This window comes from Desertivirga xinjiangensis (assembly GCF_024436435.1).
Lineage (GTDB): Bacteria > Bacteroidota > Bacteroidia > Sphingobacteriales > Sphingobacteriaceae > Desertivirga > Desertivirga xinjiangensis.
In genome coordinates this window covers 72447-85653 of sequence record NZ_JAFMZP010000013.1, presented here as the reverse complement: position 1 = coordinate 85653, position 13207 = coordinate 72447, and the positions used below count along the sequence as shown (strand labels likewise).

8 protein-coding genes are annotated in these 13207 nt (G+C 40.6%); 2 read left to right on the top strand and 6 right to left on the bottom strand.

From position 1 onward, the window contains the following. Positions 1-74: 74 nt before the first annotated feature. From J3P37_RS21680 to J3P37_RS21665, 4 genes are all read right to left on the bottom strand, one after another. The gene (locus tag J3P37_RS21680; RefSeq protein WP_256013900.1) at positions 75-1790 is read right to left on the bottom strand and encodes a RagB/SusD family nutrient uptake outer membrane protein; all 1716 of its coding nucleotides are present in this window, start codon (positions 1788-1790) and stop codon (positions 75-77) included. A 177-nt stretch (positions 1791-1967) separates the two neighbouring features. After that, on the bottom strand, positions 1968-4880 hold the full coding sequence (locus J3P37_RS21675) for a SusC/RagA family TonB-linked outer membrane protein (RefSeq protein ID WP_256013897.1): 2913 nt from the start codon (positions 4878-4880) through the stop codon (positions 1968-1970). 34 nt (positions 4881-4914) lie between these two features. Beyond that, on the bottom strand, positions 4915-6621 hold the full coding sequence (locus tag J3P37_RS21670) for a RagB/SusD family nutrient uptake outer membrane protein (protein WP_256013894.1): 1707 nt from the start codon (positions 6619-6621) through the stop codon (positions 4915-4917). A gap of 11 nt (positions 6622-6632) precedes the next feature. After that, positions 6633-9443, bottom strand: a complete 2811-nt coding sequence (locus tag J3P37_RS21665; protein ID WP_256013891.1) for a SusC/RagA family TonB-linked outer membrane protein — start codon at positions 9441-9443, stop codon at positions 6633-6635. A 621-nt stretch (positions 9444-10064) separates the two neighbouring features. Between J3P37_RS21665 and J3P37_RS21660 the strand changes: the two genes are divergently transcribed. Both J3P37_RS21660 and J3P37_RS21655 read left to right on the top strand, forming a co-directional pair. Continuing rightward, complete coding sequence (locus tag J3P37_RS21660; protein ID WP_256013888.1) at positions 10065-10430, top strand: cupin domain-containing protein; 366 nt, start codon at positions 10065-10067, stop codon at positions 10428-10430. A 169-nt stretch (positions 10431-10599) separates the two neighbouring features. Then, entirely contained in the window at positions 10600-11298 is a 699-nt protein-coding gene (locus J3P37_RS21655) for a hypothetical protein (protein WP_256013886.1), read from the top strand. A gap of 28 nt (positions 11299-11326) precedes the next feature. On the opposite strand, the gene J3P37_RS21650 is transcribed toward J3P37_RS21655, so the two are convergent. Then, positions 11327-11848, bottom strand: coding sequence for a helix-turn-helix domain-containing protein (locus J3P37_RS21650; RefSeq protein WP_256013883.1), 522 nt, complete (start codon positions 11846-11848; stop codon positions 11327-11329). A 381-nt stretch (positions 11849-12229) separates the two neighbouring features. Beyond that, entirely contained in the window at positions 12230-13201 is a 972-nt protein-coding gene (locus J3P37_RS21645; protein WP_256013881.1) for an MlaD family protein, read from the bottom strand. Positions 13202-13207 lie beyond the last annotated feature (6 nt).

The window sequence follows — 13207 nt, the reverse complement described above, 5'->3', positions numbered from 1 at the left end:
ATCGCTAAGATAATTCGTGATTTGATGCTTGATAACTGTGAAATCATTAAATTCATAATGCTGGATTTTTATTATTACCACCCTGGGTTTTGTTCTAATTCAAAAGTTTTATTTACCTCACCTTGTGGAATTGGCCACAGATACCATTTTGGCGCTACGAATACAGGTGTTCTGATATTAATTAATTCGTATTTATATCCAGTCCCATCTGGCGTAATGCGCATACCGTGCAAGGTTTTGTTCGATACTTTTTCTGCAATTTTCCATCTTCTGACATCCCAGTACCGATGCTCCTCAATAGCCAGTTCTACTCTTCTTTCATTCTGTATCAAGGCCCTCATTTCTTCCTGTGTCAGGTTAGCCGGAATACCATAATCGCCATCCGGACCTGGCAAAATTCCTGCACGCTTTCGAATAGCAATGATCTGTTCGTAAGCCGTTTCTATATCGTCTGCTTCATTACTAGCTTCTGCATAGTTTAATAATATTTCCGCATAGCGGATAAGCGGGAAACAACGCTCTGTTGTAGAAGAAGTGGTACTTGCGATGGTGGTCTCGTTTAACATTTTCCTTAAATAATAGCCTGTTTTAGTAATCGGCATACCATCTTTTTCTGCACCTTGATAAGTATACACTTTCGATATAGTTCTACTCGTATTCAGCCTTTCTGCTTCGTTGAACAAAATTGTCCACTTAAATCTCGGATCTCTATTTTCGTATGGCTTCGCAGGATCATAGCCGGTTGGATTGGCAGGTGTTTTAAGATCTTCGGTAATAGGCTTTCCGTTGATGGTACCGAAGGCATCTACTAATTCCTGATAAGGCATAACGCTCCCACTCCCTGTCCGGCTCGGTGGATCCCATATAGCCTCCAGGGTTCTGTTATTACCGGCCATGGTGGCCAGGATGTATTCGCTGTTCTTACGTAAGTTAAATACTTTTTGAAAACCCTCGCCATTGGCCAATTCATAAAGAGAATAGGCCTGAAGATTGATTACATTCAATGCAGCTATTGCTGCTTTGTTCCAACGCGTTGCGTCGTAGGTCGGGTAGCCTAAAATTCCGCCCATTTCATCTCTGCCGTTAAATAATGGGCTAGCCGCATACAGCAACAACCTAGATTTAAGTGCTAAGGCCGCTCCCCGTGTAATTCTGCCATAGTCTGACGATTCGTGAATTGGTGGTAAAAGAGGTGCAACGGCATTACACTCTGATTCAATATAGTCTACAACCTCTTCAAAGGTTGCCCTTTTCCCTGGTACAGGATCTGTCGCCGCATATACAACATCCCCCACCAATGGCACCCCGCCATAGTGTTTAAGCAGGATAAAATAATACCATGCCCGTAGAAACCGAGCCTCTGCCGCTGTTCTTGTTCTTAGTTTCGATGAAAGCGGGGTATTTGAAAGGTGACTTAAAAAAACATTTGCTCTTCTGATATTCTGATAAGGCTTTGTCCAGGAGTCTGTTGGAATGTTCAAAGAGCTTACTGCCCCCGTTTGAAAGATGATATTAAATGCATTTGCACTTTGCAGGTTTGATTCTACCTCATCACCCAAAGTATAAATTCCAACACTACTCCCTAAATCTGCAAACCTCTTCGGATCAGCACTGAAACCAATATCGGTATACATCCGTGTTAAAAACTGCATGGTTCTGGCACTGTCGGCAAAAGTACTTTCTTCACTCAGATCGGTAGTTTTAACCTGATCCAGGATCCCATTCTTTTTACAGGAGATCATCATTATACCTGTAAAAACTGCGATTAACAATATTATTTTTTTATTCATGATTTTCCTGTTAAAATCCAACTTGTAACCCGACATTATATACTTTTTGAACAGGATATGTTCCTGCACTACCCAGACTGGCTATCTCCGGATCCTGACTATATAAATCGAAATTAGCCCAGGTAAATAAGTCATACCCACTTACATAGATCCTTGCAGTATTTATCTTGATCGCACTTAGTATTTTTTAGGTAAACGGTAGCCAATATCAACAGATTTAAGCCGGACGTATTTAGCATTTACTAACCAGAATGACGAAGCATTCGAGGGGCTGCTTGGTCCGGCGAGGTTACTGCTCAACCGCGGATAAGTTGCGGTTGCTGCTGTTTCCGGAGTCCAACGTTTCAAGGTTACTTCTTGTAAATTTCCCTGGAAAGGAATAACGCCAGCAGTAGCAATCCGGTAACTGTAATCAAAACTTCCCTGAAACAATACGCTTAGACTAAGCCCTTTATATTCGAACCCAAAATTCGTCCCCAATACGGTTTGTGGTAAATTCGGCTTACCGATAGCGCGCTGATCTTCTAAATCAATCACGCCATCCATATTTATATCTTCATATTTTATATCCCCCGGTCTTGCATTAGGTAAGTGCGCATAGTTATCTACTTCCTCTTGCGTCTGGAAAAAGCCTAGAGAATTATAGCCAAAAGGTTGTCCTATGGGTCTGCCTGTTTTAGCGAGATAGGCATATCGGGGTGCTGCCTCTCCCTGGTAAACAATTTTATTTACGGCAGTAGAAAATGTAAATGCGGCGTTGTAATTTATATTTCCAATTTTATTGCGGTAACTGACCTGCCCATCCCAACCCTTGTTTTCTGTAATAGCTGAGTTGGTATAGGGAAGTGTAACACCGATGATATTTAATACATCGTTTTTAATAAATAGCTGATCGTACCTGTAATCATAAAAATAATCGACTGTAAAATTGAGCTTGCCTCTAAACAACTGCGCGTCCAGGCCGACATCTGTCTTTTTAGATTTTTCCCAGGTGATATCTGAGTTACCTAAAGATCCCTCCTGGATACTTGGGGAAGTGGTACTGGTTTCTCCAAAATTGTAATTGTCGCCTATAGTATAAACCTGCTCTGTTTTGTAGGTGTTTCCTCGGGTAACATCAGAGCCAGTTAAACCATAAGAGCCCCTTAGCTTTAACAAGTCCAGAAATTCGAACCTGTTTTTAATAAACGGCTCTTCAGCGATATTCCACCCCACGGAAACAGCAGGAAAAAATCCCTTGGTTTTCTTTCCAACAAATTGACTTGTTCCATTATAGGCCCCACTAAAATCAATAAGATAGCGTTGCTTATAGTCATACCCCGCTTTGAAAGTGTATCCTTGGGATGCGACAGGGGCATATTCCTGTAATCGGTTAAGATCATCAGTTGTATTGTAATCTCCTCTAATTACATCATTTAAATTATATAATATAAAACCATAAGCGGTATGATTGCCAAAGGTCCTGTTGTAGTCAATTTTTGCGAGGGAATTTACTGTCCTCCTGGTGATTGTATTATTCGCAGAACTGCTACGGGTTAGGGGTTCTAAACGATATAGGTTATTGCTGTGAACGGTATAAGTATTTGAAGCAGGATTATAGTAAAATGCAGGAATATTTGACCTATAAAGATTTCTGTCGTAGGAAACATCACCTGCATAAGATATTCTGCCCAAAACAGACAAGCCAGGGGTAATGAAGTTTAATTTATGATTGGCACTTACCAATACGTTGAATTCATTTCTGAACGTCTTGTCGTAGCCTTGCAGAGCTAAACGACCAATTAAACTCGTTTCCTGAAAGCCCTGCCTCGACCTGAATCCCCATGGATAACTTCCATCCGGATTAAGCAAAGGCTGGGAGTATGGCGGTAAACGTTGAAAACTATATACCGTACTTAAGGGTGAAGTGCTAATGTGCGGTTCAGTAATATTTCCTATCCTGCCGGTTACGTCCAGGCGAAGCGCAAGGTCGTTAGTTGCCTGCATGTCCAGATTTGAACGGAAAGTAAAACGTTCATAAGCATAGTTATTTTTTGGAGCTTCGTAACCTCCTGTACTGAAATCCCTTAAAAGTCCTTCCTGAAAAACATGCCCGGTGGAAATAAAGTATTTAATCTTTTCACTTCCACCTGAGATATCAATGTTATTGCGTGTCTGAAAGGCGTTCTTTTTGAAAACTTCATTATACCAATCGACGTCCGGATGACCATAAGGATCATCACCAGTTCTCCAATGTTCCAGATCTTCGTCTGTAAACTCAGGAGCAAGGCCATCGTTTCTGAACGCCTCATTTCTTAAAGAAGCAACTGTAAATGCATCCAGGAAGTTAGGTGTGTTCACTGCAGATTGCAAGCCAGACTCGGTATTAAAATTCACCCTGGGTTTGCCTATTTTCCCTCTCCTGGTGGTAATTACCAGCACACCATTTGCACCCTTTATCCCGTAAACAGCAGTGGTAGAAGCATCTTTTAAGATCGTGAAGGATTCAATTTCATTCGCATCTATTTGAGCTACCTGATCGTAGGTGTATTCCACATCATCAACGATGATGAGTGGCTTTTGTGATTCGGATGACAGCGAATTTACCCCCCTGATAAAAAACTCGGCTCCACTCCTTCCAGGTTGACCGGAACGCTGCTGCGAAATAAATCCAGGAGCTCTGCCTGCCAGAGTATTCTGAATATTTGGCGTAGGCGTGTTTCGGATATCAGCGGCAGAAACGGTGCTTATTGCTCCCGTATTGGTAATTTTCTTAGTTGTTCCAAATCCTACTACAACTACTTCGTTCAATTCTTTGGCATCATCGACAAGAGTCACATCGACCCTCGTTCTGTTTCTAACGTTTACAGTCTGTTTGATATAACCTACTGCACTGATTTCTAAAATATTGGAAGTCCCTTTCAGAGTAATTATAAACTCTCCTTTCTCATTAGTTGTCGTTCCATTTCCACGTACATCTTTTTCTACCACACTTACGCCAGGAAGCACTCCTACTTTATCCTTAATCATACCACGAATAACTGTTTGTGCAAAACCAACAGCAGGTAATAAACAGCATGTTATCGAGAGTATCTGTAATAATTTCTTCATATCTATATCTTTAATTTATAATCACCGGTAATGATTATTGATAACCTTGATTCTGGGTTAAATTGGGGTTTTTAGAAATCTCTGAAAAGGGGATCGCATAACGATACATTCTTGGAGCAATGAATCGAAATGGTGTACCCAATTCTTCAACCTGATAGGTCAAATTATTACCAGATCTGGTGATCCTCATTCCATGAAGCGGTCTATTATAAACAGTCTCTGCAATCTTCCACCGGCGGATATCCCAAAAGCGCTGCTCTTCGAAAGCCATTTCAACCCTTCGCTCATTCCTGATTAATTCTCTCATTTGAGCAGTGTTTAACCCGTCTGCTACCCCATAGGTATTAGGTGCTGAACCAAGGGCTATACCAGCCCTGGCCCTGATTGCTCTGATGAAGTTGTAAACGGAATCTGTTCCACTGCCCGGACCATCTACCTCATTTTTAGCCTCCGCGAACATCAGCATAACATCAGCGTATCTAAAAATTGGAAAATTGTGCGTTTGATTCGCATAAGACGTTGTCCCTGCAAAATTCCCCATGAACTTGCTCATATAGTAGCCTGTTTTAGTCTGGGTACGTGAGCCTCCTGGTCTGTCTAAGCCACCGGTAAATGTTTCCACTCCCCTGCCTAACCATTGCGCTCCATTATAGAAAACAGTATAGCTTAAGCGCGGATCCCTGTTTGCATAAGGAAGGTTTGAGTCGTAACCAGTTAAATTACTTCCCGATTTAACATCAACCGAAATGGGGAGACCTTTAATTGTTGTAAAGGCATCTACCAGCTCCTGCGTGGGACTTGTTCTGCCGTTACTTGTGGTATTGCCACCTACATAGCCTACGGGTGCATTATTTGTCTCAACATCAAAGGTAACCTGACGTTGATAGGCCAAAATAATTTCTTTGTTCTGGCGCGCTAGAAATACGTTCGTGAAGGAAGGCTCTAAAGCGAACCCACCTTGTTCGCCATATCTAATAGCTTCAGCCAGCGCATTTTTTGCCTTTATCCATTTGCTTTGATCATTTGAGGGGTTATTCAGCGGACTTGCTGCGTACAATAATGTCTTTGCTTTTAATGTTAGTGCGGCCATTTTAGTAATCCTTCCATATTCGCCTGCATTAGCCGTTCCCAGTGGATCTGGCCTTAAGTCTGGCGTAATCGCATCGCATTCACTAACAATATAATTTACACATTCGTCGTAGCTATTACGAGGCAATTTCAGATCATCATTGATAGTTAATACCCGGTCGCCAAGTAATGGTACACCGCCATAACGTTTAATTAATTCATAGTAGAACATCGCCCTTAGAAAACGATTCTCTGCTCTCCAGTAGATGCCTTGCTGGGCTATATCTGATCTTAAATTTATCCGGTCAATATTCTGAACAAAAAGATTACACTTTCTAATGCTTTCATAATTGCTGGCCCATGAGTTGTCATCATTTGCATTTGCATTATAGCCTCCATTTGTAAAAAGTGCAATGGCTGTGTTATCTGCAGACGGAACCGCATCATCACTGGCTGCACAGAGCAGGTTACTTCCTATTCTATTATATCCGGTTGGTAAATCTGCATAAATGCTATTTAGAAAAAAGCTGGCGTTTGTGCCAGTCGGATCATTCGGATCCCATAAGTAACTGTCTGTAACTTTCTCTAAGGGCCTATCCTCCATTTCCTGACAGGCCGTGAACAGGGCTGCTGCGAAAGTGAGGATTGTTAATGAATAACAATATTTTTTCATGTCTTAGAAGTTTATAATTTAATATTCAGCCCCAGGTTGAATGTCCGGCGCAATGGGAAAATAGAATTGTTGTTTTCAGCGTCGTTATGATCCAGGGAGTCAAACGAATAGAGATTAAACCCATTGGCAAAAACGCGAACATTGTTTAACTTGATCTTTTGAGTGACTCTGCCTGGAATAGTATAGCCCAAATCGACATTTTGCAGGCGTAGATAAGCTGCAGATCGCACCCAAAAAGTCGAATTTCTCTGGTTATTTGCATTTGAACCAATAGAAAGCCTGGGATAAGTAGCATTGGCTGAATTAGTTGGAGTCCATCTATTTAAATGATGTTCATAAGCCTGCCCATTTCCTGAGCTTTGAAATTCCCATTCCTGCGCTCCCGTCAAAACAATATCGCGGTTAGCTACACCTTGTATAGAAACTGTTAAATCAAAGCGTTTGACATTGAATCCTGTAGTAAGACCATAGTAAATCATTGGCTTCTTCGTACCGATAGAAGTAATATCGAACTGATTAATGATACCATCGTCATTCAAATCGCGGTATTTCAGATCGCCAGGTTTCGGAGTGTATCCATCTACTACCGGACTTGCATCTATTTCTGCCTGTGACTGGAAAAACCCATCTGCTATGTAGCCCAGGTTATACCCCACAGGTAAACCAGTCCGTCTCTGGTAATCGAATTCCCGATACACTTCATCCTGGAATACTACTTTTGAGCGAAGTACAGAAATGTTTCCATTTACAAAATACCCTACAGAACTGGATCTACCATTCCAGGATATATTGTTCTCAAAGCCTGTGAACCTATTCTTTCCAAGGTTTTCTTCGGTAAAAGTTTGTCCGATAAGTTGAATAGAATTACCCCTTACTTGCATCAGATCGTAATAGCTGTCTCTAAAATATTCAGATGAAATTTTCAACCTATTATTGAAAAATCCTGCATCTAGCCCGATGTTTAGCTTGTTTGCTTTTTCCCATGTTGCGTTAGGATTTGACAGATCCTTTTCCTCGTAACCGCGCACTGCCGTGGGGGTAACACCAAAATAATAAGGTGATGCAGGACTTGTGGTGCCATAATATTGATCATACACATAGTAGCCTACGTTGGCATTTCCCGTTCTACCAAAGTTGATCCTTGGTTTGAGCGTACTAATCCATTTTATATCTTTTAAAAAATCTTCCTGTGCTAAGTCCCAGCCTAAGGCGGCGGCATAGAACAAGCCAAATCTCTTTCCTGGCGCAAAACGGTTATAGCCCCCATAACTTAAAGCAGCTTCCGCAAAATACTTTTCCTTGTAATTGTAGGTAGCACTTCCTGCCAGATTGGTGAACTTACTTGGCAGGTCTAAATCGAGTGTTGTCGCCTGGTTATCTCCTAACAACAATAAATTTAAATTATGCTCACCAAATGATTGACCGTAGCCGAAACTCAATTTTTCGTATAAATATGTTCTGCGTGCAGAAAGCGATAGCTCATTTGGCTGATTTGTATTAGTTCCAATTTGAGAATATACGGGTAGTCCAGAACCGATGTTTAAACTGTAAACAGCAAAATTCTTGGCCCTATCCACACTTTGATCCACTGTATTGTTATAAGAAACAGTAGCCTTGGCCCACAACCCCGGTAAAAGCTTATCTAATTTTTGCGTAACTTCTATATCTGCCGCCAAATCTCTCGAAGTAGCCTTATTATATCCGGCATTATTAAGCATCCCATAGATATTGTTAGAGAATGTACTGTTACCAGCCAGGGAGCCATCCGGATTAAAAATACTGTAGGCATTATTCGGCGTGTTATTAATGGCCTCGTAAATATTAGTCGTGGCCGAAGAGTTGTTCGAAACATCTCCTCCGGGTTCGTTGGCATTCTGTATCCTTCCAAAAATGTTCAGGCTAACGTTTAAAGCTTTGGTTAAATCTACACTCACATTTGAACGGATGATATACCTGTCTACACTTGAATTTGTATCGTATTCATTTAGATCTGCTGTATTGAAAAAGCCACCTTCCTTCTGGTAATCCATCGCCACGTAAAATCTCGCAATTTCATTCCCGCTTTGCACATTCAGGTTGTACCTGTCTAACGTTGCATTCTTTTTAAGAAACAATTTCCGGTAATCATTATCGGGGTGGAATAAAGGGTCGGAGCCATTCCGGTAAGCCAGGATATCTGCTGGGGTATATACCGGGGGTAAACCATCATTGTTTCTCGCTTCATTGTATAAAATAGCGTACTCGGCTGCATTTACCGCTTTAGACCTGTTTAATTGCTCCTGTAGACCATGTTGTGCAGTGAACGATAATTTAAATGGTGTAACAGTCGGTCTCTTTGTTGTGACCTGGATGATATTAGAGGACGAACGCTGCCCAAACATAACGGTTCCCAAGGCATCTTTCAATATTGTGATCGATTCTATAGATTCAGGTTCAATTGAGGCAAAGTCCCTCGGAACACCATCAATTAAAATCAAAGGGACCTGGCCACGGATTTTAAATTCCATAACAGAGGTCGGATTATCGGTATCCTGTATACCGCTACGTTGTCTTGTATATAGACCTGAAAGTTTTCCGGAAAGCGCTTGCAAGAATGAAGGAGCTGGTGTTGTAACTAATGAATTGGTGTAAACCGTCGATGTAGCCTGAAGCAAATTTTTCTTAGGTTGCGATTTATTCAATAGATTAATGCTCTTCGAACCTAAAAGCGTATCAACCTCACTTTCAGCTTTACTGTTTTGTGAAAAAACAGATGTGCTTCCAGAAACGAGTCCCAATATAAAAAATGAGTGTATTATCCTTCTTAAGTAATAGTTATACATAATGTTTTAATAAATAATCGTATGGATGTGACTACATGACTACTCTGGTAGGAATAATCATTAAATCAAAACGGTATAGCTGATATAGGTTCTGTGAATGCAGTACATTAATAAAAATGCGTTTGCCAGTTTTGTGAGACAGAATCTACAGCACCAGAGGCTATTGCAGGAGTATTCTTTTGATCATACTGTTTTAGTTTATTGGTTAATATTGGGTTTATATCTTTGCTTGCGTCAGATCAGTATACACATGACCTGAACCTATCACCGTGATCATTAATGAATAGCCAATATTAGGCTTTAAACACCTAATTAGAACCTGTCTATTCGTTCATATATACCTGTTACAAGATAAATCATCAAAAAAGAATATGTTTCTTTTTGGGTCGGTAAATTTGTTTTATGGCAAATCGAGTAAGCAAGAACATAGCTTTATCGCCGGCTTTCCAGGTGATTTATCGTTGTAGCGGATGCCCACTTGATGTTATGAGCTCTATTGCAGAGATGTCACGACTCCTGAATCGCGGAGATATGAATCATGTAAGTTCTTCAGAAAATTCTGTAATAATACATCGGCAGATCATCGGACCTTTATAGGTATATACTTAAGAGTCTCAGCACATGGAAAACGTAGGCAACAACGACAATTATGACAGGGCAGAACTTGAAAAATCCAAGCCACATATAACAGTTGAGATTATTGAATATGTATCGAATGCGGTTGTAGTTAAAACGATCATTAAAAAATCTACCGGAAATATAAGTGTCATGTCTTTTGATAGCGGAGAAGGGTTAAATGAGAAAACTTCGCCATTCGACACTTTTATTCAAATCATAGAAGGTAGGGCTGAAATAGTTATAGATTCTATTTGCAATCAGCTCGAAACCGGGCATGCCATTATTGTTCCGGCTCATGTCCCCAATTACATTAAGCCAAATGAGCGCTTTAAAATGATTTCAACTGTCATCAAGAGCGGCTACGAATGATCCCCCTTACCCATTAACAGCCGTGAATCATGTAATTTTAACATAAATTTATGTAACCCTTTCGGTATGATATGCCCGTATATTTAAACAGTATATAATAGGTTACCAATACAGGGAATCTTCCAATAATAGCCTCATGAAAGCTTTTTTGAAATTGCAACAACTACTGATGATAGTGATTTTAATGAGTGCCTGTTCATCTTATCATCACGCTCAAAAGCAAACAAACATTCATAATGGACCAAATAACTTGGCTGAAGACACCACTTCGATACAAGTAACCTCAGACAAGAGGATATTAAATGAAAGAGGCAGTGTTTATAGCGTTAGCGGTATAGGACTGGGATTTACAGGCGGCGAAACAGGCGACTTGTTAAAACCCGGATTTTCTACTAATCTCGGTCTTGACATTTCTTTAGGCGCTGGCAGCTTTTTCCTGTATCCTTCCGCTGATCTGTTGACTTTCCGTTACGATCAGCAAATCGCTGATAACAACTATTTATATAGTGCTCAAAAATCCAGAGCGTCTTATAAAATATTTACACTGGCATTTGGGTACCGGAAATCTGTAGGAAAGCTAAGGATCTACCAGTTTGCCGGATTTGGAGGAGGAGTAGTTGCCGAACCCAGGATTTCCGTGAGAGAGGATAGTCAGGAAGCTGTTTTACACAACAAAAAAAGCAGCACGTGGTCGGCAAAGGGCGGTTTGGGCTTTGACTATCAGATCGGGCAATTTGTAGTTTTTGCAGAAGGTACCCATCTTCACAACTTCAAATCACTTCAAGACCGTAAAATCCTTGTCTTTCCAGTGTATATCGGACTTAAATCGAATATCAGCAGTTTGTTTAAGCCTGTAAAAACGAAATAAAACGCCAGGATCAATACATCTGATGCGATTACGATAGATCGACGAGTCCTGAACGTCGATAATTTTTGAGGCGCTTAAAATGAGAGGTCGTCAATCCGGTAATCTTTTTAAATTGGTTAGACAGGTGTGCCACACTACTGTAATGCAGTTTATAAGAAATCTCTTTCAGGGACAGTTCGTCGTAAACCAATAGTTCTTTAACCTTTTCAATTTTATGTATGATGATAAAATGTTCTATAGTGGTACCTTCTACTTCAGAAAACAGATTAGCCAGATAGGTATAATCATAGTTCAGCTTTTCACTCAAATGATCTGAGAAGTTCACTTTCAGTTCTTCATCAGTATAATGAATAAGCTCGATTACTACATTCTTGATCCTTTCAATCAAAATACTTTTTTTATCATCCATTAACTCGAGCCCAAACTTTGCCAGAGCTATCTTAAAGTCCTGCTTTTGATCAGGCCTTATATCTTCGAGGACTTCTACTTCGCCTAGGTTAACTATGATAAAATGAAGCCCAAGTTTTTTTAACTCCTGTTTTACCACCATTTTGCAACGGATGCAGACCATATTTTTGATATACAGCTTCACTGTATTACTTGGAAATGGGATTGACAGCCATTACTAATCAAAATCAATTTTAAACGAAAAAAGTTTTAATTCAGATATGATAAAGGTTCGATACACCAGGTAATAGTAAACCAAGTTAATAACAATATCCAATATCCCCCTGATAGGTGGCTAGTTCAGGCAGAGAGCTTAGAATCAAATTTGTAATATGAGAGTCCCCATAGAACGAAAACAAGTAAGAGTATACCCTGATCCCCAGGATCTGAATGAATCTTGAGGGGGATAAGAAGTAACAAATAAGATTTCTGGTGTAGTACGTTATCACTTCTCATAATTTTTCGTACATTTTGGGGAGTATATCTACTTGTTTTTGTCAAGCTGCTTAGCAGCCAGCGCTTTTTGTGCTTCCGAGATTATTTCTTTTAGTTCAGCCTCATTCATATCAGAAGCCTCAAAGTCTGCAGATACGTAATCCTTATTAAGCGCGCTCTTATTCAGATCGGCATTCTGGGCAGCTTCCCGAGCCTTCCTTCTGAAGTATCCCCGGAAAAAAATATTGCCGTGCAGTGCTTTCATATTTTCACTGAAACCATAAGAGGCTTCGTTAATAGTCACAAGGGCAGCACTAGCCTTGGTAAGAGTGCTGTCAAGTCTGTCTGAAAGAGCATTCGTATACATCAGGTTACCTATAGAGCCCTTACCTGACTGCATTTGTCTGGCCATACCAGCAAGCGAGCCAGTGATGTTTTCGGCATTTCTGGCGGTCCCTTCCAAACTTTTCGATAAATTATCAGTGTAAAGTAAACTGCTGATACTTCCCTTCCCATCCTTTATCTGCATGGCCATACCTGCAAGTTCGCGGGTGATGATCTCTGCGTTGCCTGCAACATTGATCAATTTACCTACAACTCTGTCCACATCAACCGGGTTCACGGTCATAATCTGCGAGCCCGACCTTAGCAGTCTTGCTTCGTTGGCTGATCCGGATGCAATAGTCACCAGCTTGTCTCCCATCAATCCATCAGAACCAATAGAGGCCAGAGCATCCTTCTTCAAAAAAGGACGGACATCCGATTTCATGGTCATATCAACCCTGATCAGCGTATCTGATACTATGCGGATATCTTTTACAGTCCCCACAGTGATACCTGCGAAGCGGATATTGTTGCCAACTTCCAAACCTCCTATATTTTTAAAGGTTCCATAGATCATGAAGGTGTCGTCAAACATATTTTTCTTGCTTCCGATAAGGAAGATGCCGGCTACAAACAGGAGTATACCTGCTATGGTAAAGAAGCCTATTTTTATTTTTTGTGAGATGCTCGTTTTCATGATCTT

Excerpts from the sequence above, each read along its gene's own strand:
- J3P37_RS21650 (WP_256013883.1), bottom strand. The coding sequence starts at position 11,848 with ATGGTGGTAAAACAGGAGTTAAAAAAACTTGGGCTTCATTTTATCATA.
- J3P37_RS21670 (WP_256013894.1), bottom strand. The coding sequence starts at position 6,621 with ATGAAAAAATATTGTTATTCATTAACAATCCTCACTTTCGCAGCAGCC.
- J3P37_RS21680 (WP_256013900.1), bottom strand. The coding sequence starts at position 1,790 with ATGAATAAAAAAATAATATTGTTAATCGCAGTTTTTACAGGTATAATG.
- J3P37_RS21665 (WP_256013891.1), bottom strand. The coding sequence starts at position 9,443 with ATGTATAACTATTACTTAAGAAGGATAATACACTCATTTTTTATATTG.
- J3P37_RS21645 (WP_256013881.1), bottom strand. The coding sequence starts at position 13,201 with ATGAAAACGAGCATCTCACAAAAAATAAAAATAGGCTTCTTTACCATA.
- J3P37_RS21655 (WP_256013886.1), top strand. The coding sequence starts at position 10,600 with ATGATAGTGATTTTAATGAGTGCCTGTTCATCTTATCATCACGCTCAA.
- J3P37_RS21660 (WP_256013888.1), top strand. The coding sequence starts at position 10,065 with ATGGAAAACGTAGGCAACAACGACAATTATGACAGGGCAGAACTTGAA.
- J3P37_RS21675 (WP_256013897.1), bottom strand. The coding sequence starts at position 4,880 with ATGAAGAAATTATTACAGATACTCTCGATAACATGCTGTTTATTACCT.